Origin of the sequence: Bradyrhizobium sp. LMG 9283, from assembly GCF_045571415.1 — a bacterium.
Taxonomy (GTDB): domain Bacteria; phylum Pseudomonadota; class Alphaproteobacteria; order Rhizobiales; family Xanthobacteraceae; genus Bradyrhizobium.
In genome coordinates this window covers 6,841,217-6,867,140 of record NZ_CP120691.1, presented here as the reverse complement: position 1 = coordinate 6,867,140, position 25,924 = coordinate 6,841,217, and the positions used below count along the sequence as shown (strand labels likewise).

The following is a 25,924-nucleotide window of genomic DNA, read 5'->3' as shown; positions in this document are numbered from 1 at the left end:
CGTTTCTGCCATTGGCAAGATCGCCCGATTTCGGTGTCCTTTGCGCTGCAATTTGTCCGCGCTGTTCGACGCACAAAAGTAGCGCGCTTCAATTTGAGCTGGTGCAAATCAACTTAGCCTAGGTTTTGCACAAAGCTCCTGGGCAATCTGTCGTTACGCAGCTCGACTCGGCGTGAGGTGGGCAGGGCGATCACGCCATTCTGCTCAAGTTGGCTAAAGGTGCGCGACACCGTTTCGATCGTCAAGCCAAGATAATCGGCGACATCCTGCCGTGACATGGGCAGTTCGATGGCACCGTTCTTCGTAGCGCGGCGAGACATATCGAGCAGGAACGCGACGACCCGGTCTTCAGCGCTGCTGATCAGGAGCATCATATGTTCCTGAAAGCGGCGGAGCTCGAGCGCCATCGCGTCCCACAGCTGCCGTGTTAGCTCCCTCTGGTCACTGGCGCAAACAATGAGGGCGGTACGCTTCACCATCAGCAGCTGCGTCTCACAAATCGCCCCGGCCGAAGAGACATGGCTTCCTCCGGCCTCGAAGCCGAAGAGGTCACCGGGTAGATAAAACGCACCGATCTGACGACGTCCGTCTTCCAGAATCTTGTAGGTTCGCACAGCGCCCGACACCACCTGATATAGGTATTCCGCTGCCTCCTCTTCGCTGTAGATCTCGCTATTGCGAGTGAATCGCATCGGTGTCGCAATCATGCCAAACGGTCCACAACCACGAGGTTGCCCACGCAAGACGCTGGTCGGATGGCGGCTGGTCTCGGTAAAATTGGCGACCTGAGCGTGCATAGCGGACTCTATCTTGCGAACGTCGATGCGCAGACATTGGCTGCTCCTGACGAACTGGGAAATTTGGATGTTTCCCCTAGGTAGAAGCCCTTAAGTATTTACACGTAAGTCCCCCGAGGAGGGCGTCTTGAATGGTTCGGCGCGGTCCCTTGGTTGCTCAAACATGTGCAAATTGGATTAGAAGGCTGCATGCTGGCTTCGTCGGCCGCGCCCGTGAAGAGCTCCAGCCAGGCCGAACGCTGTCGTCCACCGCCACTTTCGGCCTGTCGCAGGACGTCTTGTTCGGACGCCGGGACTCCGATCCCTCTCAGCATCGGTGGGCCGCGGAGGTGACGATGCGGACATTGACGGCATCCTGATCGATGTACGCTGCCCGACGTGGACGACGTGCTTGGAAATCATCCGATACGTGCGCATGTGGACCGAGTTGGGACCCGGATCATAGAACTCGGCTGGCGTGATATATTGACTTGGCTCACGACTTGCCGCTCTCCCGCGATTGTTGAAACCGAAGGAAATCGTGACTTGGTCTGGCTTGAAGCTGAGCTCGGGGCATCGTCGGATGGCCGGTGACAGACTGTCCGCGAGCAGTTCCTGCGGCATCTCGACCGTTAGCGCACGTGCAACGTTCGGAGCAATGTCGCATGATGGCGGGCCCTGCCGCATCTCGTCGATGGAGTGCCGGCGAACGCATCAGGGCCCGACAGACGGCACTCCTGTTCCTGATCGCGCCTGGCCTCGCCATTGCGCCGATTGCGACGATGTTTTGACCGCATCTGGAATTCCTGCCGCGGTGCGAGTTAGCCGCGGGACTGCAGGATTTGTGCCCAGCCAATCTGCCGCGATACCAGCGCGGCGATCAGGATGGGGAACGGATTGCGGATGCCGTCCCTCGCCATTGCCGCCTCGACATTCATGTCATGGCAAACCAGGCCTGCTGGACGAACAACGAGCCAGCAACCGAAGGTCATGCAGGGCTCGTTCGTCGCGGTCCCGCCGAATCCGCCAGTACTCGGATTCTTGAACTGCCGCTGGAAGGCCAATCAGAGCCGCTCGCGCATGATTGATGACAACGGGCCGGAAGTCCTGTTGGATTGTTTCGGATCGTGATTCCCTCAATCGATAGATATCAGTGCTGCGTCCGAATTGGCGCTTCTCGGAATTGATCGGGATGCTCGAACGCTTGCATCGCTCGGATGTGGTAATCGTCCTTATCCGGCGCGCCACGTCGGGGCCGGCGCCGTTGGCGCGATAAGACGAAAAACGTGTTTCGGAAGACCGAACAGGAAGTCAAAGCTGCTGCATCAGCTTGAAGTATGACATTTGCGCTGCTGCTAGAGTCCCGCGTTAATGGCGATCCGCATCAACTCGGACATGCTGCGGACATTGGTTTTGGCCATGAGGTTCGCACGGTAGACTTCGACCGTCCGGGGACTGATGCCAAGGTCATGGGCGATCACCTTGTTGATCTTCCCGGCTACTAGTCCCTTTAGGACGTCGCGCTCGCGCGACGAGAGGTCCGCGAGTCGGGCTTCCGCCTGCAGTTTCGCTGCGTCATCGGCTGGCTTTGTTGGGCGCGCTTCCAAAGCGCTATTGATCGCACGCAATAGCACTTCCTCCTCGAACGGCTTCTCGATGAAGTCGACCGCACCCGCTTTCATCGCTTCAACTGCGAGCGATACGTCCCCATGACCAGTTATCAGGACGACGGGGCAATCGACGCGATCGGCCTTCAGTTTGCGGACCAGTTCGAGACCGCTCATACCCGGTATGCGGATGTCCGATACAATGCAGTCAACCGGACCGCTCCCGCCGTCATTGAGAAACTCGGTCGCCGTTTCATAGGTTGCTACGTAGAAGCCGTTAACATCGAGCAGAAACGCGAGCGAATCCCGCATCGCGGCGTCGTCGTCGATCACAAGAATGCGCCGCCCAATCATGCCTCTTCACTAACCTCCGCAAATGGCAGGGTGAACTGAAAGATGGTGCCCCCGCTTGGATCCGCTTCCGCGGTGATGTGGCCGCCATGTGACTCGATGATCGTCCGGCAGATTGATAGTCCCACACCCATGCCATGCTCCTTGGTCGTGACAAAGGGCTGGAACAGGCGGTCGGCGATATCAGGGCTGATGCCGGGGCCCGTATCAGCAACGGTAAACCTGGCGAGGCCATCGACCTTGGCAACTCCGACGGTCAATTCGCGGCGCGGGCAGGAAGCCATCGCCTCGATTGCATTGCGTATCAGGTTAAGCGCGACCTGCTGGATCTGGATCTTGTCGACGATTATTGATGGCAGATCGCGGTCGCTGCGGATAGCCACGCGTACGCCTTGCTCCTTGGCGCCGAGTAAGGCCAGAGCCACAGCCTCTTCAAGGAGCGTGAGCGGATCCTCCACAGTGTGATGCGTCTCGCCCTTGGCAACGAATTCCCGCAGGCGCTTGATGATATCGCCGGCGCGCAGAGCCTGTTGGGCGGCGTGTTCTAGTGCATCACCAATGCGGTTGGCGTCCGGCTTGTTGGACGCCAACAGAGCCTTTGCGCCGCGCATGTAGTTTGTAATTGCGGAGAGCGGCTGGTTGATCTCATGGGCAATAGACGATGCCATCTCACCCATGGCGGTCAGCCGCGACACGTGCACGAGTTCAGATTGCAGTTCTTGCAAACGCCGTTCCTGCGCCCGCCGTTCGGTGAGGTCTCGGATGAAGCCGGTAAAGAACCGTTCGCCGCGCACTTTGGCCTCACCGACGGCAAGCTCCATCGGAAAGGTCGAGCCGTCGCTCCGTTCGCCGACCACGATGCGGCCGATGCCGATGATGTGCCGCTCGCCGGTGGTCAGATAACGTTCGATGTAGCGGTCGTGCTCGGCGCGGTAGGGCCGCGGCATCAACCTCGATACATTCGTTCCGACCACTTCGTCCGGAGACCAACCAAATAAACGTACTGCCGCGGCGCTGAACGAGCGAATGATGCCCTTCTCGTCAATCACGATCATGGCTTCGGGCACGGTGTCCAGGATCGACTGCAGATGGGCTAGCCGATACCGCGCCTGCTCTGATTCCCGCCGCAGCCGATTGCCCATGAAGCCAAGCAGGGGGCCAAGTACCGCGAATTCCGCGATATCGATCATGTTTGCGGTATCGGTGATGAGGCCTTTTCCAAGAAATGCCACGCTGATGACGAGGCAGAGCAAGGTAGCGAAGATCGCCGGTCCGCGGCCGCCCGCGAAAGCGGCAAAAACTACGACCGGAAGGTAGATGATCGTGAACGTGCGGTCCTGAAGATACGGATTTAGCGCCGCGCGCAGCACCAGACCCAGCGCGGCGGCTGCCGCGGCAGTGCCATAGCGGTACCAGATGTGGTCGGGCATGTTTCCTGGCAGACCCTCTCATTCGATCGACTTTACATTGTTTGCCCACGAGAGGCCACCGGAGGCAGCCGCGCCTTAGCTCATGCCAATCTATTGCGCAGGACGGCCGCCGCTATCCGGGCCAGATGCGCCAGTGCGTCGGCTGCACGGCGACATGTTCTCCGGTCTTGGCCTTGATCCAGCCGCCGAAGATCCGGCGGCAAGGAAAGACCACCCGGTGAATGGTATTACCCTCGATCACGGCAATCTCCAGATCCCGATCGAAGGGCGCCGATTCGAGCCGCTCCCAGGTCAGGTTGTCATTAGATCCTGGACGGTGTTCATCGCCGCGGGCTGACAATTTCAGGCAACCTTCTGAACACTACGGACGAGATCGCTTGGCCGCCGCGGGAACAGGCTCCGCGGCCCGGGGTTTTATCGGCTGTGGTGTTGTTGAACCTATCGTGCCGGGACATGATCCGCTCGCCAACCGAAATATTAGGATGGGGCTGCGAAACAACTTCCCGGCTTCGATCGAATCGATCTGAATCAGCTCAAGCCCGCGGCGGTTGGTATTGATCGCTGTTCTGCAGAATTTAGAGTGGACTGCCGCTCCCGCAATCTGGCCCGCGGCGGCGGGACGGATGTCGCCGTGGTCTGTCATGTCGAAACATCCTTCGTTGGTGAGAAATCTGCTTGTCCCACGGCGTCAGCATGGGGGTTGGGTTGTGATGACGTCAGCCGCGCCCTAGCGAGCGGGGGGATCCCCAAGCGAGAACGGGAAGACGCCAGAATTCGCTTGACGCCATTCGGCTGGGCCTAGCTGCGCTCGGCCCCAATCATAGCGCCGCTCCGCAGGTCGATGAAGTGGACACCATCGCAAGCGGCGCAGGTTATAGGGTGCAGGTCATCGGCACCCGGCTCGGGTGCGTCCGGCAGCAGTCCTTGCACTCGGTCGCCGGTATTTGGACATGAAAAGATGATGGGGCGCCAAGTCTTTCTGTCTGCCATGTGTCTGACCTTGGACTGGAAGATCGCTTCTATCAGTAGGCGGTCGCCGCAGTATTGATACAGGTCAAAAGAGCTGATGCGCGTCCAGAACGGCCGAGGTCGAGCGGCCGCTGCGAGCCGGACAGGGCCGCGTTGTAGGCGACATGTTCCAACTCGGGCTATCCGCCAGGCCTCGCGTTGATCCGCAAAACGGCAGCGCGTAGCGGGGTTGATTTGAGGCACACCGCACGCGGATTGGGCCACTACAGCATGTGTCCTCAATGCTGCGAGAGCCGGCAAGGAGATGGTCAGTCAATTGCCCGCCTCGCGTTTTCCGCAGCCTTGCCGGCGCTGATCGCAGCCATAGGCTTTGGTGCAGAAGTCCTGAACGCTTGGGCTTATCGAAACGTTGGCTGCGACAAGCCTGATCATCGACTTTGCTGTCGCGGCGGCAGGTTGGACCGTCAGGAGCGAGAGCGGGGCGGTTCGTCTCATTTGCCCATGATCACGTTCGCGTAGCTCTCGCCGTCGATTGGGCCCGGCCATCGGCGCGCGTCGGAAATGGCTCTGCCCGGTGATTGGCCAATGACCCGGGTTTGCGGCAATGCCTCGTGAGACCACTAAGAATCGCGTGTAAAGTTCGCGGCGCCGAGGTTCCATATTGCCGGCGATTGAGTATGGGATTGATAGAGATCAATCGTCGGCACCTCGGGCGTGACGGCTTCATGCTGCTCTCAAGCGTCTCTTCGAGAGAGTCCTCGATCCGCGCCCCAATTTTGTCGGTCGAGGGCAGAGCAGACCGGAAGGCGCTGTCCCTCGGCCACTTCAAACCAGAGTGCGATCCGCCAAGCTGGACAGATAGCGATTACGGGGTCTGCGGGACAACAGGAGCGCTCGCGCCGCGCTGCCCAAGGCTCGACCTTATCTCGACGGACGGAGCGGACAAACTCTTTGGGATGCTGCTTGAGACAGATCAAATACTCTTGTGGCGCGAATGGCAGAATGGGGGATAAGCAAACCCACAGCAAGAGGGTGCCATGCCTTCATTTAACGTTCGGTTCATTAAGACCGTTTGTGACGATACCGGCCACGAGCATCGTGCCTGTCAGGCATCGTTCAAGGTCGATGCCGCCTCGCTGAGTGCTGCTGCACAGCAGGCGGAGACCGATTTCTGCAAGCAAAAAGGTGTCCACGATTGGACAGTCTTCGCCGATGCGATGGAGCTTCGAACCCCGCCTCCATTGCCGCCGGGATGGGGTGGTTAGCCTGAGTTTGGCCAGGGAAGTCTGCGAATTGTTGTGGGGTCAATCTGCGAATCGAGGCGTGATCCCGGACTGCGTCGTTCCGCCGTCGATCCGAGAGAGCAACTCGTGATGCTGTCGTCAACTCGGCAGGCGCCCGGTTGTCTCAGGACCCTAAGCGGAGCTCGCTGGACCGTTTGCCGGCCTGCCGTTCAGCTGGCTCGGTGCAGCGCTCCGCCAACCGTTGTACCGGCAGGGCCATCCGGATCGAGGGATTTGCTCCCACAGATCGGTCTTATTTGTTGCATGTCAAACACAAGTCTGCCTCCGGCAGCTATGGCTGCTTCGCAGGGTAGGACACATGGTTAGCCAATCTGCATATATCGATGGCCCTTGGCGGTTTAGGAATCTGCTCAGCCAGTTATGAGCGAGCCGGTTTCCCGGACATCCGAACTGGCTTACTTGAGCCCCCAGAACATCGATGCGATCGCACGTGAGCTTAATCTGTCTACATCCGCCTTTCGCACGATGGCGCGAACACCGGGCTTTCCTGAACTCTTAAGCAAGCGCCTCGCACTTGCCGGTCTTTCCGAGAATGCCCGTCTCGCCTCCCGGCGCGAACGCCGATGCTCCGCTCATCATGATGACGGAAGAGTATCTTCATCGATTGACCGATCCAATCGAATGGAAGCTTCGAACGATTAGCGCAAGCCGGTGACTTGATCAGGATATTCGCGCCGCAGGTTCCGATTTCAAAGATAAACCGAAACTGCGTTTGAGATATGCCCTATGCGCCTCACAGAACTTGTTTTGAAGGAAGTGGCTAACAATTTTCTCGGCAAAACTGATGATTTCACCGGTCGCAATTTCGCGGCCTTCAATCGTGTGGCGAGACGCAGATGGCTGCGGGCATTTCGGTCTATCGAGCCGCGATCAACGCGCGCGGGACGTTCTCGATCAGCGCATATTCCGTCAGCGAAGACATTCAGGCGCGGCGCGCATCCTGATCCATCTCATCACGCAACAAAGGGCCGCCCTTCTGGGGCGGCCTTTTCATTTGGAAAGAGAGATGCTTCGCGGAGTTGATTGGCATGCCAAAAGGAAAAGTCCCGGGGCCGGGCCGATCTCTAATCCCTGCAAGGCCGTATTGAAGTCAACATTTCCCTACTCTGCCTTCTAGAACCGTCGTTCTGACGTCAACCGCTGAAATTGCCGCTATTGGCGCGTTGAGGTTACCGGTTTTGGTCTCTGGATTACCACGATAGTAACAATGTGACCGATCGATTGGAAAATTGAGTGATTGTACGGTCGCGCCCGTATTGGCCTTCAGGTCAAAGATAATATTCTGGCTGCCGCGCTGTGACCCACCAGACCCCGTCCAGGTCCATTGCGCTATGTAATAGGGCCGCGCTCCCCCAATCTCTGTTAAAGACAGCTCAATCTTAAATGCCTTACCCGCCCGGCCGTCGCCTGCTTGAGCGTCAATGTCCGGAGATTTGAAGGATTTGGTCTCAACGGGAACGGGCTTGGCTTGCTGCGCGGGCAAGAGGCGCTCCACAAGCTTGTTGAAGACATTTGTTTTGCAGTCCCCGCTGTCTTTGATTGCCTTCGCGAGGTCTTGCTGAAGGACGCCTTGCGCTTCTTTCGTTTTGTACTGACCAGCTGCCGACATGCCGACGCCGACGATTTTGCTAATCAGGCCGCTCACCTTACCACCTAATGAAAGGTCCGTTTCAACCGAGTGACTGTCTTGTTTCACAGTATAGCAAATGTCAGCCGCCGTTCCGCTGATGAGCTTTAAGGCCTCTCTCCGAGCCGCAAGATCGTCTTGGGCTAACGCGCTCCCTCGCAGCAACAACGATACGATTGCTATGCCTGCAGCTGAAAAACGGAGGGGCATCTTCGTTCACCACCGGTCATATGAACCAAACAGTGCACGCTGAAGCGTTGTTCTTTGGCGCATACTACCTACACCGCACGCAGTTTGCAAAATGACAAACAACGTCAATCTACCTGACTTGGCGGGGTAACACGCTATCTCATAATCGGGGACGGCCGAGCTGTTCCGGCGAAGCCCAGCCCGACCTTGTCCTTCCACGAGCGGGAAAGAACCCTTGGAGATTAACCGGGGAAATTCCCGCCTTCGTGCAGCCAATCTTCCCCGTTGTGTCCCGGTGGCGACTTCGGCTAGCGCCAAGCGGACCGCCAGCAGCTGCGAACTGCCGGCGGTCCTAAGTTACAGCACGATAGGTGACATCATGCAGCAAGCTGAACAGACCAATATCATCGTTGGACCGTGGGCGCACTCCCTTGCGAAGCCGACGCCGATCGAACTTCTCTGGAAACAATTTCAGGCAACAGCCGCCGAGAATCGCCGCATCTATGCTCTGGCGGATGATACCGCCGGAGGCGATACCGAGGCAGCCGAAGCTGCGTGCGACACGGCGTATGAAGCCTTGGAGGCTGTAGTTGATGCGATCCTAGCCGCACCGCTAGCATCGAAGGCGGACGCTGCGATCCAGGCGTGGCGCCGAAGGCCTTCTTCACTATCGGCCGCAAGACCTGACGCGCTTCGTTCAGGAAGTGGCGAGCTTAGGCCAGCGCTAAGCGATCGGCCGACAAAATCGCCATGGCAACTACCGACCTTACCGATCGAATGAAGGCGCTGAGCAAGCTGGCGCTGAGCATCGTTCGCCGGTGTGGCGAGCGTTGCAACGTCGATCGCGCGGGCGGCCGTTGCAGGCTGTCGGAAGTCCGACATAACGAATTCCGCCTGACGTACTCGCGATATGATGACGACGCCGGACCGCTGGACGTCCTTCGACGGAAAAACCGTCCTGCACGTTGATTGGACCCGGAAAAGGCTTACGCACGTCATACCGGCCAGGCGATTGGGAAACATACCTGCTTCGCTATGACGCGCGCCGGTTCTGGCCGGATGCATCAAAGCATGACCTTTCCTTAACGGCTTAGGCAAGATCAGGCGGCGGTCTACTGTCTGTGGTCACGTTCTGCTCGAGCGCCGTGGTTTCCCTAGAATCGACGGCTTGATGGGCGGTCGATACACGCGCGCAGTCCGCGCCTTCTTCGATCGCGAATACCACATTCACGGCGCGACCCAAGTATCGGCGCCCCATCAGCCGGCCAACTTGGGGCATCCTGGAAGAAGCGTGGGCGCGATCCGTTGTGATTCGCGGCGATCTCAATGGGCGAAGCTGATCGCGAAGCGGAAGGCGGCTTATGAAGCCGTGCATCCGGAGACGAAGCACGGCGCGGCCGCGGTCGTGGAAAGAGTTCTCAAGTTGAGAAAGGCCCGGTTCATGGTCGACGCGGCCGCGAAAAGCGGCCGGTCCACGGCGTCGGTCGCCCGCGACGCGACCCACGCCAAGCCGCACAGGTCGCGGCGGATCAGGTTTTCGCCGAGCGTCACCTGACCGGGACATCGAAATTTACAGAGAATAGGAACACTGTTCGCCGCTGCGAGGTTTTCCCATCATACGCTAGGCATTGCGGAGTTCTCTTCCATGGCTACCCAGATCGTGATGGACCACACGGGCGACAGCAGACACTTTTTTGACCAAACTGATCAGGAGGGGCTAGCAACGGCTGAGCGCCGCTTTCGCAAGCTGACTGGCCAAGGATTTACCGCCACCACCCGAACGCCGTCCGGGGATCTCCGCGTCGTACGGGCGTTTGATCCGACCGCTGATGAAACGCTGTTCTACCCGCGCCTCGTCGGCGGCTAGCCCCATATGGCGCAAAATGTTCTTGTTCAGACGCAGCGGCGCTGGCAGTAGCGCGCGTTTGCGCGCCCTGCGTACGCTCTACTGGAGCTTCACCGACCAAAGCACTCCGGAAGCACGTGCGCGGCGTCTTCTCCGCGAATGGTTGTCTCCCGAGAGTTATTTCGAAGTCACTGGCTCTCACACCGGCCGACGATATCGAATTTACTATGGTACCGTGAGTAATTTTGTGCAGATCGATGAAGCCGGACAGCCCGAAACACGGTGGTGTTTCGTTCCTGAAAGAGCTTTGGCGGCCGGCGATGTCATGCTCGCGCAGAAGATCGCGCTCGAAACAGACGAAATGTCAGTGCTCGCGCGCGCCAACAGGATCTCGCTGAACCTACCTCGGTTGCATCGAGTGGTGCGCCGGGCCTACTAGGCTTGCTCATGGGCGGGGCCGCCGCTTCGGGGGCGGCGGCCCCTCGCCGCGGAGGCGCCAGTACGCGAAACAACGACGTCTTCGCGACTGCATCTAGCATCGGCGCCGCCTCCAGCAAGCGCAACGAGATACAATCGTTAGTGTTAATTGGATGGCTTAGTGGTTGCTGGTCGCTTCGCTGCCGGCCTGCGCGACGTGATCGCATCCACCTTCTTCAGCGTCTGTGCAAACTCAGATCGGAGATGCTGTTCGTGCTTCGGGTCTGTAGGCTCCGAGAGGAATGCAATCTTCACGAGGAAGCGGTTCAGTAGCGATGTTATCGCAAGATTGTCCGAGTGTTGCGAGCGCAGGGCCGTGAGTTGCCGACGCATCTCGATAAGGTCAAGCTTTCCGTATTCTGACTGCTGTTTCAAATAGAATGGCCTGCAATCAGACGAAGCCGCCGCGTCGAATATAATGGCGCGACGGCTTCGCCACTGGGGATCCGGACTAAGGGCAATGTCCGGCCATAGGAAGCTAGCGCTCCGCAGCTTCGGTGCAATCAACCTCTGGAATTAAACTTGATGTCGCGGTGGCGGGTTAATTCTGGAACCGCGAGGGAGGAGCATTCAACGAGCGAGCTGGTCAGACCGCCAAGGCCTCAGGACGCACGGACCTGTGCTCGCTGCCGCTCGACTTCCTCAGCGTCCTTATCGTCTATAGTCATTAGGGAGTTCTTGGCATCGCCATGAACCTTCAGCAGTTCGTCGAGCTTCGCATGAATGGCCTGCGTGTCGCGGTGCTCAGCGCGCTGGATCACGAGGGTCATTCCCCAGGTCGCGAGAGTGGCAAGCGAATGCCACTCTAGGCCATTGCCGAACACGATCCAAAGCGCGGCATAAATGAGAAAGAGGACGAACGCGGCTGGCCGCGAGGCAAGCACGCCTATATTGGTCAACCAGCCTCGGACTTCCTTCAGGGCCATGACGACCAACTGGCGCTGCTTTGGTCGGTTCCAGAAAGCTTTACAGCTCGCGATCCATTGCCGGATGTCCGCGGTTCTTCACTTTGATCCAGTGCTTCTGACGCCCACCCCGGTACGGCCGATCGTGATGCTTTGAGACTAGCCCCTCAAGGCCCATGCGACAGGCGGCCCGGAATAGCTCCGGGCCGATCTCGCCGCGCTCAAATGGCGCAACCGTGATGCCGTCCGGCCGGCGGGCCAGCTGACGCGCGAGGTTCGTCTTCCTTAGGTGGAGCGGTAGGTCGCGCAGGTCTCGCCGCCCAGCGCGAGAACATCGAAAGCGTAGAGCTGGACTTCGTGATCGTGCTTGCGGGAGTGCAGCGCGTTGAAATTGGAAATGCCATCGATGCCGAGGATCACAGCTTCTCCGTCGATAACGAAGTGCTTCTGGCGGTTCTTCAGCGCGGCGTCGGCGATCCGCGGATAGCGCTTGATCCAGTCGGTGCCGTTCCGGGATAGGAGGCGGACGCGATCGCTCTCCCGGATGACCAGCATCCGATAGCCGTCGTGCTTCACTTCATGGATCCAGTCCGGCCCGTCCGGGACCTGCTTGCCGGCGGTCGCCAGGCAGAGCTCGTAAGCAATACGCATTTGCCGAAGATAGGCGCTGGAGCAAGACATTGCGACAGTTCCCGCGGGGAACAAACTCGCGCAGATGGCTCGCGCCCAGCCTTTGGCGCTGGCCTCTTTCCGGCGCTTATTTAATTCAGCAACTTCCCAGGGAAAGATGTATTGTCATTCCATCACCGGCCGAGGCTCTGTCCGTAGGCGTCGGTGGCTGAGAGACCGGTTGCGCTCCCGCCTGCATATCAGGGGAGCGCCGTTATGGCTAAAGATCGCTCGCATTCGCAGTTCGGTCGCAAGACGCAGGAGCCGTTCCCATCTGAGGACGACCCGATGCAGCGCGCCGACATTCAAAATTGATCCACAGCGAACTACAGCCGCCGAAAGAGTAAGGCCGCCTCAGTTGGCAGCCTCCTGCAAAAGCAGGTCCTTGCTTTCCGCCTTAAGCCGCACATAGGTCCCGCTTTCGTGCAGCTCTAGCCAGCCTTGCTGGATGGCGTACTTGACGCCAGCGCCAAACTCCTCGCCGCTAGCCTTCAGCGCGTAGAGGAACGGGGCGTTGATCTTCTCGATATGGATGGGACCGTCCTGGACGGGCTCGTTGCCGGCGGCAATCTCGACCAGCTTGCGGGCAGCGGCTTCCGGAGGCGAAAGGACGTTCGGTGGTGAGCTTCATGCGGCGGTCAGGCGGTGAGCGGTGCGGACGTGGGCGTCGAGAGTGCGAGTGGTAACCTCGCCGCAGAAGCAGCGCGCAATCCCTTCCGGGCGCTGTGTGGGTAACGGTAGCGCCAGATCGTGCATTTGGTCTTTCCAAGTCGTCCAGTCTCGCTCGCGGCGCCACGCCTCGAAATCGGCTTCCGTACGCGTGCCCGCCAACTCCTCCCACGCGGCTAGGAAGTCGGCGCGGGCTTGATCGAACGTCTCGGCGATCCCGCTGCGATGCTCCCCCGGGTCAATTCCGGGGTAAAAGCCGCAAGACCAGCCCCACTGCGGGGCCGAATTGGGGACGCCGGCGCGGAGCCCGATCGTGCCGATCCGGACGTCGCCGAAGTAGATCAGCCACGTTTCGCGTTGCCTGTCGGCCTTGCTGCGGCGGTGGGCATGTCGCATCAAAGCGGCAACTAATGAGGTCGGCAAAGTATCAATCAATTGTAGGGCGGTACGCGGCTGAACTACTGGACCTTGGGGTGTGGATAGGTTGCGGACTGCCATGGGATGGATCGGCGCAACGACCGCGTTCGACGCAGTCGTCAGGTCCGACGATCATTAAAGGAGCCGGCTAGCGGGACCGTAAGGGTCCAGCTATCAGATGAGTATCACGGCCCTTATCAGGTCCTTGTCGGCACGTTGGCGGACGCGCTCGACGGCATCCTTATGCAGGCCTAGGGCTGACCCTCTAGCTTAATTTCGGAGCGGAATGGCCGGCGGCGTCACCGCCGCCGGCCACCACTGGCGCTGCCTTGGGCTGGGGGGTAATCGGCAACGCAGACCGCAAGCCTGTCAAAGGCCGATTAACAAGCTGCTAACCAATTCGGGCAGGCTCTGGATATTTCGCGGGCAAGAACGCGGCCCCTGCGCCGCCCCTCGGTGAGGTTTTTGAGGGGCGTAAGGTGCATGCTCTCAACTTATCTGCTTTCCCCATCGGTTTTCTTACCTCCTGTCCTTCTAAGGCACGACGACGTCGAACGACGGTCGTGAGCGGTAACCCAATGTCAACCGTTATGGCTGTACGATTTGCTATCGCGGATTGGTGACGAGTGCCGCGGGTACGCATGGGCAATCGAGAACCCGTCAGCGCTACGCGGCTGGCGGGTTTTTCCTTAAGACGCGTAGCGCGAAGTCCTAGCTGTTCGGCAGAGTGACCGCCCCGCGTTTCCACTGCCCCCAAGCCGAAGGTCAAGAGGGCGTCGGGTCCAAAGCACGAAACGGCGCGCCGCCTGAGAAGGACTAAAGGCCGAGGGAAACAGTGCAGGAACGTCGCAGACAGCAGCGCGTCGAGACAAACGAGGTCGCCTACATCTTCGGCGACGGATCGAGCACCTGTTGCCGCGTCATCGACATTACCGATCACGGAGCAGCAATCGAACTGCGCTCATCAGCAGGGCACAGTATCAGAGACCGGTTCAAGCTCATGCTTGCGAAGGATCGCGTAGACAGGAACTGCCGTCTAATCTGGCGTTCAGGCAGCCGTATCGGCGTTGAATTTACGGAGTGACATGTAGGCTATTGCTGAACAATTGATCGTACGTGGCGCGGGCAGCTGTGGTTCACCTCAGTTTGCGCCAGCTCGTCGGGCTTGCTCAATGTCTCGTGCGCGAACCGCAGGTGCTGCTCCTGGATGAGCCGACCAGCGCGCTGGACATGCACCGCCAGCTAGAAGCGATGCGGCAAGTTAGCCACATTTGATCGTTGACGACGCAATCTGAAGTCCCATCCAGCACGGGCTGGGGGGCCACAGAAGTCATTCGTAAAGGAACTTCACCGTTCAGCGGCACACCCTGGCCACGGTGCCAAAGCCCACGATACCGGCGGAGTAATCGCTCTCAAAAAAGTTTTCGTGCGGCTTGTACTCGGGAACTGACAGGTCTTTGCGGAGTTCCTGTGGGCCGACAGCGTTCCAAAACTGCTTCAGCGTATCGGCCTTTATCCGCCGTGAACATCTCAGGACAGGTAAAGCTTCCTCAGAGCCCTGTTTGATCCAACGCAATGAAGAGACGAGAAATGTGGCTATGGTATCCAGCCTTAGAAACGTCGAGGGCCAATAGTGTTGAAGCAAATTGTCGATTTCGCTGCGGAAGCCTTGCCCGGAGCCGATTTCGCGCCGCCTTACTCAGAAGAGTTATTCCTGAAAGAACTCGGCGAGCGCTTGCGGTGTTCGCGGACAGGTGCTGACATATCGCGTCGGGAGCTCGCTCGAAGGTCGGAGGTTTCGGAGCGCTATATTGCCCAGATCGAGACCGGAAAGGGCAATGTATCGGTCATCCTGCTGCTGAGACTTGCGTTAGCTATTCACCGCGGACGACAGGAGGCGTCTTAAGCAAACGGCGCCCGTTTGTAGCAGGAGAGATGAAGTAGATCCTGCACCTATCGAGCTCCTTTTCTGGATTTCATCGCGCCCAACGGCGTATTCCTCAACTTATTAGACAATGGTGAGTGCCGAAAGCCGCTGTGGCGAATCAGCGAGAAATCAAGCGCGTCTCGGACCGAGATCGCTGCCGCCGAGATCGCGAGCAGGGTCGGTGCTTGGTGCCGGAGGCAGACTACGGCCCCGCCTTCTCGTCTGCGGCGACACCACGTAGAACCCGCAATAGCTGTCAACGAAACAGAGATGATCGTGCACCTTCTTGACGCCATCCGTATTCTCGGCTGCGACAATCGTCGCTTGACGCGCTTCATCGATGGTGATGATCCCGTGAAGTTGCACAAAGCGGTTGCGCACGGTCACGTCGAATCCGATCGGTCGCCAGTCGGTTCGAATTCACGGTGCGGATGTGCGGTCGCGAATGTGTTGATCGTCCGCGGTCGGGTCGGGAATCCCATGGGCGAAGCTCGCGACCGCCTGCAGCAGATTGGACCGGGTCACGATACCAAGTCCCGCGCATCACGAAGACGCTTGACATCATTCGTTCCCGAGCGAACGAGCTCATCCAGTGTAGTGTCCTCCGTGACGGAGATGGCTTTGTGTGTCATGACGTCCTTGGACCTTGCGATCTTGTTCGTGAACGAATTCGCTCGCCGCGCGTCCTGGTCCCATTAGGAATTTGACCAGGCCGCATGCTTGCGGCCCGGCCTATTTCGCACGTCGGAGAAAGTTGCTCGCGGAGACGATCCCGACGAGGCGCGCCGGCCTTATCCCTGACGGAAGATGAGCTGGGCCATCTCCTCGATCGTGGCGCTTGGCGTGACGGTAATGACGTTCTTGGTCACGACGTGATGGGCGCGCATGATGTGCTTGCTTGGCTGGTGTTTGCGATGGGCCCGCGTTCGCGAGGCTGGTCACGATTGCGCGTCCATATTGTGAAGCCGTTGCCTGTTGCGGAGGACGATCAGACGCGCGCCGGAGAAATGAGCACGCCGTCGTCCAGTTGCGACAGCGTACGCGAGACTATTTCCAAGGTCAGGCCGAGGTAGTCACCGATGTCCCGCCGGCACATCGGAAGCGCCATCATACCGGTGCCGGCAAGGCCGCGATCCATCTCCAGCAGGACGTTGGCGACATGCTCGAGGGCGTTCTTGCGGCCGAGAAGAAGCATGTGCGCTTCGGCGCGATGGAGATCATCGGCCATCATGGTCCAGAGCTTGTGGGCGACTTGGACGTTGGTGGTGGCGGCCTGCTCGAGGTTGCGGCGCTTCAACAGCCGTACGATCACATCGATGATGGTCTCGGTCGCGACCCGATGTTAGGCACTTGATCCCAGACCGAGGATGTCGCCCGGCAGGTAGAAGGCGCCGATCTGACGGCGACCGTCGGAAAGAAGCGAGCTGATAAAGTGTATTCGGCCGGTTCATCGTTTGCCGTAAATCTCCTCATCCTTTCGCTACGTAAACTCGGTCGCGATGAGGCGGGCCCGTGCGGTCAGGCCGCCGAACTGGTCGGGCGCAAACCTCGGCACCAGAGCTGGCCGGTTAAGCTTGATCGACGAAACAAAGGTCTGGTTGAGCATGGCCATCCTATGCGCCGTTACGGCGACCTCCTGAAATTCGGTTCCATTCCCTAAGGACAAGCACTTACATAGAATCCCGTAGGACGTACGGCAGTATCAGAGCGTGGTTCGGGTGGCGCAACCGGTTGAACGAGATCGGGCGGACCAGGGACCTCGTATCGCTCCCGATGGGAGGACTGGACATTGCTGACGATCTTGGGGGCTCACCATCGAGACGGTGAGCCGGACCTTCACGAAGCTCGAGCCTGACGGCGTGATTCATATTTATACGGGTGGCGTTCGTCTCGTGGATCTGGAATGCGCCAGGCAGCTCGCACTGTGCGGTGCGTGAGACGCGGCATCCCCAAAATTGATCGAGGTCAAAGACGCTTTCCCGAAAGTGACGATAGTCGGGGCCTCAAAAGGAGATCCTCATGCCCCTCGATGCCGTTCTGGTTTGCACAGTCGTCACGTCCACCTTCGCCGTCTTTGTCGCGGCCCTCGGCTGGGCAGGTATCCGAGCGCCGCTAAGCCAGCCGGTCACCGTGGCAAAGCCGAAGCGTCGCTCGTTCTGATCTCCGAAACCCAAAGCCAAGACCCGTTCTCCTGGCTCGAACCAGGGCCGGACGCAGAAGGAAGACGGCTGCCAGGTCAGCTCACGTTCACGAGGGACTCAATGAACCGATCTCAATCCGAGAAGTGGATGACGCACGGCGAAGCCGGGCTCACACTGTTCTTCGCTGCGCTCGCCTACTTCTGTGTTATCGCGGCTGCTAAAGCTGTTGATTCAGCCTTCGCGTTCCACGCAGCCCTCGGAGCGCTGGCCAGCATCGCGGCGGCATTCACGATCGTGAATCGATACTACGACCGTCCGGCGTTGCTGCCGCCTGCGGAGATTGGCGGCTGCCCGAACTACAACATGGGCCCGGTCAAGTTCAGTGCCGTCATGGCGATGTTCTGGGGGATCGCCGGGTTCCTCGTCGGACTAATTATCGCGTCCCAATTGGCGTGGCCCCTGCTGAATTTGGATCTGTCCTGGACGAGTTTCGGCCGCTTGCGTCCGCTGCATACGTCAGCGGTTGTGTTTGCGTTCGGCGGAAATGTGCTGATCGGGACTTCTTTCTATGTGGTGCAGAAGACCTGCCGCGCGCGCCTCGCCGGCGACCTGGCGCCATGGTTCGTCGTCCTCGGCTATAACTTCTTCATCCTGATCGCGGGCACTGGCTATCTGCTGGGCGCGACGCAGTCCAAGGAATATGCCGAGCCTGAATGGTATTCGGATCTGTGGCTGGCGATCGTTTGGGTCACGTATCTGCTCGTCTTCCTCGGGACGATTATCAAGCGCAAGGAGCCGCACATCTTCGTGGCCAACTGGTTCTATCTCGCCTTTATCGTCACCATCGCGGTCCTTCATCTCGGCAACAATCCGGCGCTGCCGGTATCCGTGTTCGGCTCGAAGTCCTACATCGCGTGGGGCGGCGTTCAGGATGCGATGTTCCAGTGGTGGTACGGCCACAATGCTGTCGGCTTCTTCCTGACCGCCGGCTTCCTCGCGATTATGTACTACTTCATCCCGAAGCGCGTCGAGCGACCCATCTATTCCTATCGCCTGTCGATTATCCATTTCTGGGCGCTGATCTTTCTCTACATCTGGGCTGGGCCGCATCATCTGCACTACACGGCGCTTCCCGACTGGACGCAGACACTCGGCATGACGTTCTCGGTGATGCTGTGGATGCCCTCCTGGGGCGGCATGATCAACGGCCTCATGACGCTGTCGGGCGCCTGGGACAAGCTGCGGACCGATCCCGTGCTGCGCATGCTGGTCGTCTCCGTTGCCTTCTATGGTATGGCGACATTCGAAGGCCCGATGATGTCGATCAAGGTCATCAACTCGCTCAGCCACTACACGGATTGGACTATCGGACACGTGCATTCTGGTGCGCTGGGCTGGGTCGGATTCGTGTCGTTCGGCGCGTTGTACTGCCTCGTGCCCTGGGCGTGGAATCGCAAGGGTCTCTACAGCCTCAAGCTGGTCAACTGGCACTTCTGGATCGCAACGCTCGGCATCGTCCTCTACATCTCGGCAATGTGGGTGTCTGGAATCCTGCAAGGGTTGATGTGGCGCGCCTACACGTCGCTTGGCTTCCTCGAATATTCCTTCATCGAGACGGTCGAGGCGATGCATCCGTTCCATGTCATCCGCGCGGCGGGCGGGGCGCTGTTCCTGATCGGTGCGCTGATCATGGCCTATAATCTCTGGATGACGGTGCGCGTCGGTGAGGCCGAAGCAACATCGCCCCTTGGCCTGCAGCCGGCTGAATGAGGAGAGGGGAATTGTCGTTCTGGAAGCGTCATCAAATATTTGAAAAGAATTCGATCATTCTCATTGCCGGCATCCTGCTGGTGATTGCCATCGGCGGCCTCGTCGAGATCACGCCCCTTTTCTACCTCAAGAGCACCATCGAGGCGGTCGAGGGCGTGAGACCCTACACGCCGCTCGAGCTCGCGGGGCGCAACGTCTATGTCCGGGAGGGCTGCTATCTATGCCACTCCCAGATGATCCGCCCGCTGCGTGATGAAGTCGAGCGATACGGTCACTTCTCGCTCGCCGCTGAGAGCATGTACGACCATCCGTTCCAATGGGGCTCGAAGCGGACGGGGCCGGATCTCGCCCGCGTCGGCGCCAAATATTCGGATGACTGGCACGTCGCCCATCTGACCAACCCGCGCGCCATCGTGCCGCAATCGGTGATGCCGGGCTATCCGTTCCTCGCCGACAACGAGGTCGATCCGAGCACCATCGCCGACCACATGCGCGTCTTGCGGACAATCGGGGTGCCCTACAGCGATGATCAGATCGCGAATGCGGCAGCTGACATGAAAGCCCAGAACGACCCGGACAATGCGGGCAGCGATGGCTTTGTCAAGCGATACGCCAAGGCGTCGGTCCGTAATTTTGATGGCAAGCCGGGGCTGCCGACGGAGATGGATGCGCTCATAGCGTACCTGCAGATGCTAGGCACGCTAATCGACTTCAAGCTTTACAACGAAAAAGCCAACCTTCGCTGAGAAAACACGATGAAGGCGATTTTGACAGTCCATAACCTTGCGTCAGATCTCGTGACCACAATCTGGACGCCGGCTTTTGTGGCGATCTTCCTTGCGATCACCGCTTATGCGCTCTGGCCCCGCAACAAGGCGGAGTTTGACGAGGCGGCCAAACTGCCGTTGCGGGAGGAGTAGGAGATGTCCGATCGCGGTGAATTTGACTCTCTCTCGAGAAGATCTACGACCGGGCATGAATGGGACGGCATCAAGGAGCTGGACACGCCGATGCCCCGCTGGTGGGTGATCACGTTCTATCTCACCATTTTCTGGGCGATCGGCTACTGGATCGTGTATCCGGCCTGGCCGCTGATCTCCGGCAGCACGACCGGTATGTTCGGCTATTCGACCCGGGCTGACGTCGGAGTCGAGCTCGCCAACCTCGATCAGGTGCGTGGTGACAAGATGGCGGCGCTCGGCGCGGCTTCGCTCGTCGATATCGAGAAGGACCCGGCGTTGCTTGCGCTGGCGCGCGCCAAGGGCAAGACGATATTCGGCGACAATTGCGCGCCGTGCCACGGCAGCGGCGGTACGGGCGCGAAGGGGTACCCTAACCTGAACGACGACGACTGGCTTTGGGGTGGGACGCTCGAGCAGATCATGCAGACGATCCAGTACGGCGCGCGGTCCGGCCATGCCAAGACGCACGAAGGCCAGATGCTCGCCTTCGGTAAGGATGGCGTTCTGAAGCAGGATGAGATCGTGTCAGTCGCCAATTACGTTCGCTCGCTGGCCGGACTTCCGATCCGAGACAAAGTTGATGTGACAAAGGGCGCGAAGTTCTTCGCAGACAATTGCGTCGCCTGTCATGGCGACGGCGGTAAAGGCAATCAGGAGCTTGGTGCGCCGAACCTGACGGACAAGATCTGGCTCTATGGCTCGGATGAGGCAACTCTGATTGAAACCATCAGCAACGGTCGTGCTGGCGTAATGCCCGCATGGGAAGCACGGCTTGACCTCGCGACGATCAAGGCAATGGCTGTCTACGTCCACTCGCTGGGTGGCGGCAAGTAGTCGGGTGAGATCGATACGTATGACGGGAGCCGGGAAACTGCTGTCCGTTTGCGCCGGATCGATTGCGTGATCGCAGTTCGGTCTAGGGTCGATTGCGACATGGACCCCACGATGAACAAGACCGTGAATTCGAGCGAGCTCACCTCCGACGGCGACTATGGACCGCTCTATGCAGCGCGCAAAAAGGTTTATCCGCAGAGCACCTCGGGCTCGTTCAGGCGGATCAAATGGGAGCTGATGGCCTTCTGCCTCAGCGTCTACTATCTGCTGCCATTCGTGCGCTGGAACCGCGGGCTTGGGGCGCCCGATCAGGCGGTGCTGATTGATCTGCCCAACAGCCGATTCTATTTCTTCTTCATCGAACTGTGGCCGCAAGAAGTCTACTACTTCACCGGCCTGCTCATCCTCGCGGCGGTCGCTCTCTTCCTGATGAATTCGATCGGCGGTCGCATCTGGTGCGGCTATTTCTGTCCGCAAACGGTTTGGATCGATCTGTTCTATGCCGTCGAGCGCTTGGTCGAGGGCGACCGGCGCGAGCGGATGAAGAAGGATGCGGTATCCGGCCCGTTCGCTCCCAAGCGCATCTTGGAGACCGTGCTCAAGCATGCGATCTGGCTCGTGATCGCGTGGTGGACCGGCGGCGCATGGGTGCTCTATTTCGCCGATGCGCCGACACTGCTGAAGGAGCTGCTGACGTTCCAGGCTCCGATGGTTGCCTATGCGTGGATCGGCATGCTCACCGCGACGACCTATGTTCTCGCCGGCTACATGCGCGAGCAGGTCTGCACTTATATGTGCCCATGGCCGCGCATCCAGGCTGCGCTGACTGACGAATGGGCCCTCAACGTCACCTACCGTTATGACCGCGGCGAGAAGCGGACGTCAGTCAAAAAGGCCACGGAGCTGCGCGCGATCGGTGAGCATGTCGGCGACTGCATCGATTGCTATCAATGTGTTGCGGTCTGCCCGACAGGAATCGATATTCGCGACGGAGCGCAGCTCGAGTGTATCCAGTGCGGGCTCTGCATCGACGCCTGCGACAATGTCATGAGAAAGATCGGTCGGCCGACCAGCTTGATCGGATATGACAATGACATCAATATCGAACGCCGGCAGGCCGGCAAGACGCCGATCTACCGGATTATCCGGCCGCGTACGATGATCTACAGCGTCGTCATCGCCGTCGTCGGTGGCATCATGCTGTATGCGCTGGCAACGCGCAGCCTGCTGGAGGTCAATGTGCTTCACGATCGCAATCCGATCGCCGTCAGGCTGAGCGACGGTTCGATCCGCAATGCGTATACCGTTAAGCTTCTGAACAAGCGCGGCTTCGACCGCGTCATTGCCATCGACGTCGATGGTCCTCCCAACGCGACGATTCACATCATCGGTGTGGCCTCGGTGACGCCGGATCGCCCCATGATTGTGATCGGCCGGGACCAGACCTCCGAACTGCGCGTCCTTGTCACGGCGCCGGCCGACGACAAGCAGGAAAAAACTATCCCGATCCACTTTCGCGTGACCGATATCGGGCTAGGTGAAGTCGCCGCGACGACCGACAATTTCGTCGCACCTTGAAATGTCAGGAATTTCGTCATGTCGTCCACAGCACCGAAACTCCTGACCGGTTTCAAGGTCTTGCTGATCCTCGTCGCGTTCTTTGGGGTGGTGATCGGAGCCAACGTCACGGTGGTGAAGCTTGCGATTGCGACGCTTCCCGGCACCGATGTGGAGAGCCCTTACGCGGCGGGCTTGGCCTACGAAAAGGAGATCGAGCAGGCGCGCGACCAGGCAGCGCGCAACTGGCAGGTTGAGGCGAATGTCCGGCGCGATCTCGATGGTAGCGCGACGATCCAGATCGAGGCACTGGACGCGAATAAGCGGCCGGTCACCGGACTGAAGTTTGAAGGCAGCCTGGAGCGCCCGACCGACAAGCGGCGCGATCTGTCACTCGCGTTTGCCGAGATCGGCATCGGCCTCTATCGCGCCAGGGTTGCCTCCGTGGCCTCGGGCCAGTGGGACCTCGTGCTCGAGGTTGATGCGAGCGGTACGCGCGTGTTCCAGTCGCGCAACCGCATGATCCTGAAGTAGGGGCTACTACATGCAGATCACGCGCGACTTCTCGCACTTCGTCCGGCAGGCGCGACCCGGCGTGGAACATGTGGATCTCGCCGTCGAGGGCATTCATTGCGCCGGCTGCATGGCCAAGATCGAGCGCGGCCTGTCGGCGATGCCCAACGTGACGCTCGCGCGCGTCAACCTGACCGATCGTCGCGTCGCGCTGGAATGGAAGCAGGGCACGCTCGATCCCGTGCGCTTCATCGACCGCCTCGAGGAGCTCGGTTACAAGGCTTATCCGTACGAGACCGCCAGCGTCGAGAGGGCTGATGTTGAACAATCCCGCTTCCTTTTGCGATGCCTAGGCGTCGCAGCGTTCGCCAGCATGAATGTCATGATGCTATCGATCCCGGTGTGGTCCGGCAATGTCGGCGACATGCTGCCTGAGCAGCGCGACTTCTTCCACTGGTTGTCCGCGCTGATCACGCTGCCGGCGGCCGCCTATGCCGGCCAACCCTTCTTCCGTTCGGCCTGGCGCGCGTTGTCAGCGAAGCGCACCAATATGGATGTGCCGATCTCGATCGGCGTTGTTGTCGCACTCGGGATGTCCGTGCTCGAAACGTTCAATCATGCCGAACACGCCTATTTCGATGCGGCGATCATGCTCCTGACCTTCCTGCTGGTCGGTCGCGTCCTCGACCAGAACATGCGCCGGCGAACCCGGGCCGTGGCCGGCAATCTGGCTGCGCTGAAGGCCGACACCGCCACAAAGTTCGTCGGATCAGGCGAGATCTCCCAGGTGCCGGTTGCAGCCATTCGTCCGGGCGACATCGTCCTGCTGCGGCCGGGTGAGCGCTGCGCCGTCGACGGTACCGTGATCGAGGGACGCTCGGAGATCGACCAGAGCCTGATCACCGGCGAGACGCTCTATGTGATGGCGGAGCAGGGGACATCGGTCTATGCCGGCTCCATGAACATATCCGGGACACTACGCGTGCGGGTTTCGGCGGCATCCGAAGCCACCTTGCTCGCGGAAATCACACGGCTGCTCAACAATGCGCTGCAGGCGCGCTCACGCTATACGCAGATCGCGGATCGCGTATCGCGGCTTTATGCGCCGGTGGTTCACGCCACTGCGCTTCTCACCATCATCGGCGGGGTCGTCTTCGGTGCAAGCTGGCACGACGCCACCGTCACCGGGATTGCCGTGCTGATCATCACCTGTCCCTGCGCGCTTGGGCTCGCGATCCCCACGGTGCAAACGATGGCGTCCGGCGCCATGTTCAGGTCGGGCGTGCTGCTTAATTCCGGTGACGCAATCGAACGATTGGCGGCGGCGGATCATATCATCTTCGACAAGACGGGCACTTTGACGCACCCCGATCTGGTGGTGGTCAACGCTGGCAGCATTCCTGGCGCGATCCTCGGGTTGGCGGGGCGGCTTGCGCTGTCGAGCCATCATCCCGTTGCCGCAGCTGTCGCCAGGACCACCGGCGCGAAATCGCCAATTGTCGCCGCGGTCGAGGAGCCGGGGCAGGGCGTTCGCGCCACGCATGATGGTATGGAAATTCGCCTGGGTCGGCCATCATTCTGCGGTGCCGAGCTTCTGGCGACCCGGCGCGGCAATCTTGATCCTGAAGCCTCGGTCGTAGCCTTCAGCAACGGTGCTCAGAAATACATCCTCTCGGTGCGCCAAGCCCTGCGTCCGGACGCGAAGGCCGTCGTCTCGGCGCTTCAGTCGCGTGGGATTGGTGTCGAGATTCTGTCGGGTGACCACGAGACAGCCGTGCAGGCGGCGGCTCTTGCACTCGGTATCCCGGAATGGCGCGCCGGCGTGACACCTGCCGACAAGATCGCACGGGTCGAGGAATTGAAGGGACGGGGTATGAAGGTTCTGATGGTCGGGGATGGCATGAACGATGCGCCATCTTTGGCGGCGGCTCATGTCTCCGCGTCGCCGATCTCCGCCGCCCATCTGAGCCAGGCGACCGCCGATCTGGTCTTTCTCGGCAAATCGCTGTCGCCAGTTTTCGCCGCGATCGACCTGTCGCGCAAGGCGCTGCATTTGATGCGGCAGAATCTCTGGCTTGCGGTTGGATACAACCTCCTCGCGGTGCCGATTGCAATCAGCGGTGCCGTGACGCCGCTGATTGCAGCCGCGGCGATGAGCGGATCGTCCATCCTGGTCACGCTGAACGCGCTCCGCGCCCGCTCTGCCTCGCGAAGGACTACGTGATGGAGGTGCTGGTAATCCTCGTGCCGCTGGCCCTGACGCTCGGGCTCGCGGGTTTGGTCGGCTTCCTCTGGTCGCTCCGCAGCGGCCAATACGAGGACCTGGAGGGCGCGGCCTGGCGCGCGATCGCGGATGATGAGGCGCCAGCCGCAGACAAGGGGCGCTGCCCTAAGCGGTCAATTTGATCTGGAGCAATGCGGATCAGGCGTCCTTCCGTGCATCATATCCTCGGGGAATGCAATGGAGGCTGCGATGACGTCAGCTTTACGGTCAGTCACCGAAGGCCTGGTTGTAAGATTTGCGCGTTGGCTCGGTTTGGACCGGGATGTCCGTGAGTTACACAATCTGGACGAAACCGAAATCGCGGCCATCGCGAGGGATCTGCGAATGCCCGTCAGCCAGCTTAAAAAGCTGGCGGCCCATGGACGCGGCGCCAAGGAGTTGCCGCAGCTATTGCAGCAGCTTGATCTCGATGAGGCTGCGATCGCAGAGGCGTGTCCGGACGTCTTGCGCGACATGTCCAGCGTCTGCGCACTTTGTGTTGCCAAAGCCCGCTGCCGCCATGATCTTGCGCGCGGCAGCGCGGACCTGAACTATCATCGCTATTGTCCTAGCGGCCAGACCATCGGCGCACTGCAGAAGGCCAAGAAGGCCGACGACATCGCGCTCCACCGTGGTCCGCTCTGCTGCTGAGAAGCTTCGTTTCCATGACGAGCAGCCCCTGACGCAACCGCTCAACCGACCTCGTTGGTCGGAACGGTTG

The 25,924-nt window shown here is 59.8% G+C and carries 27 protein-coding genes and 2 pseudogenes; 18 read left to right on the top strand and 11 right to left on the bottom strand.

Annotation, left to right across the window (positions count from 1 at the left end):
- Positions 1–113: 113 nt before the first annotated feature.
- From P6U29_RS32250 to P6U29_RS32230, 5 genes are all read right to left on the bottom strand, one after another.
- A complete protein-coding gene (locus tag P6U29_RS32250) occupies positions 114–797 on the bottom strand; it encodes a helix-turn-helix domain-containing protein (RefSeq protein WP_407114353.1) in 684 nt (227 codons plus the stop codon).
- An 800-nt stretch (positions 798–1,597) separates the two neighbouring features.
- Positions 1,598–1,840: a hypothetical protein gene (locus tag P6U29_RS32245; RefSeq protein ID WP_407114352.1), complete on the bottom strand. Its 243-nt coding sequence runs from the start codon at positions 1,838–1,840 to the stop codon at positions 1,598–1,600.
- A gap of 291 nt (positions 1,841–2,131) precedes the next feature.
- Entirely contained in the window at positions 2,132–2,737 is a 606-nt protein-coding gene (fixJ, locus tag P6U29_RS32240) for a response regulator FixJ (protein WP_407114351.1), read from the bottom strand.
- Complete coding sequence (locus P6U29_RS32235; protein WP_407114350.1) at positions 2,734–4,164, bottom strand: PAS domain S-box protein; 1,431 nt, start codon at positions 4,162–4,164, stop codon at positions 2,734–2,736. Before P6U29_RS32235 ends, fixJ begins: the two co-directional genes overlap by 4 nt.
- Before the next feature lie 112 nt (positions 4,165–4,276).
- Positions 4,277–4,504, bottom strand: coding sequence for a hypothetical protein (locus P6U29_RS32230; protein WP_407114349.1), 228 nt, complete (start codon positions 4,502–4,504; stop codon positions 4,277–4,279).
- A gap of 1,666 nt (positions 4,505–6,170) precedes the next feature.
- Between P6U29_RS32230 and P6U29_RS32225 the strand changes: the two genes are divergently transcribed.
- On the top strand, positions 6,171–6,398 hold the full coding sequence (locus P6U29_RS32225; RefSeq protein WP_407114348.1) for a hypothetical protein: 228 nt from the start codon (positions 6,171–6,173) through the stop codon (positions 6,396–6,398).
- Positions 6,399–7,527: 1,129 nt separating this feature from the next.
- Here P6U29_RS32225 and P6U29_RS32220 read toward each other — a convergent pair.
- Positions 7,528–8,274, bottom strand: a complete 747-nt coding sequence (locus P6U29_RS32220) for a hypothetical protein (protein WP_407114347.1) — start codon at positions 8,272–8,274, stop codon at positions 7,528–7,530.
- 358 nt (positions 8,275–8,632) lie between these two features.
- Here P6U29_RS32220 and P6U29_RS32215 point away from each other — a divergent pair, with 358 nt between their 5' ends.
- From P6U29_RS32215 to P6U29_RS32200, 4 genes are all read left to right on the top strand, one after another.
- Positions 8,633–9,034: a hypothetical protein gene (locus tag P6U29_RS32215; RefSeq protein WP_407114346.1), complete on the top strand. Its 402-nt coding sequence runs from the start codon at positions 8,633–8,635 to the stop codon at positions 9,032–9,034.
- Positions 9,035–9,544: 510 nt separating this feature from the next.
- Positions 9,545–9,808 carry a hypothetical protein gene (locus tag P6U29_RS32210; protein ID WP_407114345.1) on the top strand — a complete coding sequence of 88 codons (264 nt, stop codon included), beginning with the start codon at positions 9,545–9,547 and terminating at the stop codon, positions 9,806–9,808.
- 90 nt (positions 9,809–9,898) lie between these two features.
- Complete coding sequence (locus P6U29_RS32205; protein ID WP_407114344.1) at positions 9,899–10,120, top strand: hypothetical protein; 222 nt, start codon at positions 9,899–9,901, stop codon at positions 10,118–10,120.
- 16 nt (positions 10,121–10,136) lie between these two features.
- Positions 10,137–10,538 carry a hypothetical protein gene (locus tag P6U29_RS32200; protein WP_407114343.1) on the top strand — a complete coding sequence of 134 codons (402 nt, stop codon included), beginning with the start codon at positions 10,137–10,139 and terminating at the stop codon, positions 10,536–10,538.
- A 640-nt stretch (positions 10,539–11,178) separates the two neighbouring features.
- Here the strand turns inward: P6U29_RS32200 and P6U29_RS32195 are convergent.
- From P6U29_RS32195 to P6U29_RS32185, 3 genes are all read right to left on the bottom strand, one after another.
- Positions 11,179–11,502 carry a low affinity iron permease family protein gene (locus P6U29_RS32195; RefSeq protein ID WP_407114342.1) on the bottom strand — a complete coding sequence of 108 codons (324 nt, stop codon included), beginning with the start codon at positions 11,500–11,502 and terminating at the stop codon, positions 11,179–11,181.
- 264 nt (positions 11,503–11,766) lie between these two features.
- The gene (locus tag P6U29_RS32190) at positions 11,767–12,162 is read right to left on the bottom strand and encodes an RNA ligase family protein (RefSeq protein WP_407114341.1); all 396 of its coding nucleotides are present in this window, start codon (positions 12,160–12,162) and stop codon (positions 11,767–11,769) included.
- A gap of 615 nt (positions 12,163–12,777) precedes the next feature.
- A complete protein-coding gene (locus P6U29_RS32185) occupies positions 12,778–13,317 on the bottom strand; it encodes a hypothetical protein (RefSeq protein ID WP_407114340.1) in 540 nt (179 codons plus the stop codon).
- Positions 13,318–14,071: 754 nt separating this feature from the next.
- On the opposite strand from P6U29_RS32185, the gene P6U29_RS32180 reads away from it, so the two are divergent.
- The 3 genes and pseudogenes from P6U29_RS32180 (at position 14,072) to P6U29_RS32170 (ending at position 15,142) form a co-directional block, all read left to right on the top strand.
- Entirely contained in the window at positions 14,072–14,320 is a 249-nt protein-coding gene (locus P6U29_RS32180) for a PilZ domain-containing protein (protein ID WP_407114339.1), read from the top strand.
- A 65-nt stretch (positions 14,321–14,385) separates the two neighbouring features.
- Positions 14,386–14,490: pseudogene (locus P6U29_RS32175) on the top strand (ABC transporter ATP-binding protein); the annotation flags it as partial.
- 379 nt (positions 14,491–14,869) lie between these two features.
- Entirely contained in the window at positions 14,870–15,142 is a 273-nt protein-coding gene (locus tag P6U29_RS32170) for a helix-turn-helix domain-containing protein (RefSeq protein WP_407114338.1), read from the top strand.
- 150 nt (positions 15,143–15,292) lie between these two features.
- Here the strand turns inward: P6U29_RS32170 and P6U29_RS32165 are convergent, their stop codons facing one another.
- Both P6U29_RS32165 and P6U29_RS32160 read right to left on the bottom strand, forming a co-directional pair.
- Positions 15,293–15,550 carry a BON domain-containing protein gene (locus P6U29_RS32165; protein WP_407114337.1) on the bottom strand — a complete coding sequence of 86 codons (258 nt, stop codon included), beginning with the start codon at positions 15,548–15,550 and terminating at the stop codon, positions 15,293–15,295.
- 551 nt (positions 15,551–16,101) lie between these two features.
- Positions 16,102–16,769, bottom strand: a pseudogene (locus P6U29_RS32160) (helix-turn-helix domain-containing protein).
- 217 nt (positions 16,770–16,986) lie between these two features.
- On the opposite strand from P6U29_RS32160, the gene P6U29_RS32155 reads away from it, so the two are divergent.
- The 10 genes from P6U29_RS32155 (at position 16,987) to P6U29_RS32110 (ending at position 25,854) form a co-directional block, all read left to right on the top strand.
- Positions 16,987–17,100 carry a hypothetical protein gene (locus P6U29_RS32155; RefSeq protein ID WP_407114336.1) on the top strand — a complete coding sequence of 38 codons (114 nt, stop codon included), beginning with the start codon at positions 16,987–16,989 and terminating at the stop codon, positions 17,098–17,100.
- A 351-nt stretch (positions 17,101–17,451) separates the two neighbouring features.
- On the top strand, positions 17,452–19,074 hold the full coding sequence (gene ccoN, locus P6U29_RS32150) for a cytochrome-c oxidase, cbb3-type subunit I (protein ID WP_407119465.1): 1,623 nt from the start codon (positions 17,452–17,454) through the stop codon (positions 19,072–19,074).
- An 11-nt stretch (positions 19,075–19,085) separates the two neighbouring features.
- Positions 19,086–19,820 (top strand): cytochrome-c oxidase, cbb3-type subunit II, encoded by a 735-nt coding sequence (ccoO, locus tag P6U29_RS32145; protein ID WP_407114335.1) that lies wholly within the window; start codon positions 19,086–19,088, stop codon positions 19,818–19,820.
- 9 nt (positions 19,821–19,829) lie between these two features.
- Positions 19,830–19,994, top strand: coding sequence for a cbb3-type cytochrome oxidase subunit 3 (locus tag P6U29_RS32140; protein ID WP_407114334.1), 165 nt, complete (start codon positions 19,830–19,832; stop codon positions 19,992–19,994).
- A gap of 3 nt (positions 19,995–19,997) precedes the next feature.
- On the top strand, positions 19,998–20,870 hold the full coding sequence (gene ccoP, locus P6U29_RS32135) for a cytochrome-c oxidase, cbb3-type subunit III (protein WP_407114333.1): 873 nt from the start codon (positions 19,998–20,000) through the stop codon (positions 20,868–20,870).
- Between the two features lie 111 nt (positions 20,871–20,981).
- On the top strand, positions 20,982–22,448 hold the full coding sequence (ccoG, locus tag P6U29_RS32130; protein ID WP_407114332.1) for a cytochrome c oxidase accessory protein CcoG: 1,467 nt from the start codon (positions 20,982–20,984) through the stop codon (positions 22,446–22,448).
- 18 nt (positions 22,449–22,466) lie between these two features.
- Positions 22,467–22,961 carry a FixH family protein gene (locus P6U29_RS32125; RefSeq protein ID WP_407114331.1) on the top strand — a complete coding sequence of 165 codons (495 nt, stop codon included), beginning with the start codon at positions 22,467–22,469 and terminating at the stop codon, positions 22,959–22,961.
- Positions 22,962–22,971: 10 nt separating this feature from the next.
- Positions 22,972–25,164 carry a cation-translocating P-type ATPase gene (locus P6U29_RS32120; protein WP_407114330.1) on the top strand — a complete coding sequence of 731 codons (2,193 nt, stop codon included), beginning with the start codon at positions 22,972–22,974 and terminating at the stop codon, positions 25,162–25,164.
- Positions 25,164–25,346 carry a cbb3-type cytochrome oxidase assembly protein CcoS gene (gene ccoS / locus P6U29_RS32115; protein ID WP_407114329.1) on the top strand — a complete coding sequence of 61 codons (183 nt, stop codon included), beginning with the start codon at positions 25,164–25,166 and terminating at the stop codon, positions 25,344–25,346. Before P6U29_RS32120 ends, ccoS begins: the two co-directional genes overlap by 1 nt.
- A gap of 55 nt (positions 25,347–25,401) precedes the next feature.
- Positions 25,402–25,854, top strand: coding sequence for a hypothetical protein (locus P6U29_RS32110; RefSeq protein ID WP_407114328.1), 453 nt, complete (start codon positions 25,402–25,404; stop codon positions 25,852–25,854).
- Positions 25,855–25,924: the final 70 nt, after the last annotated feature.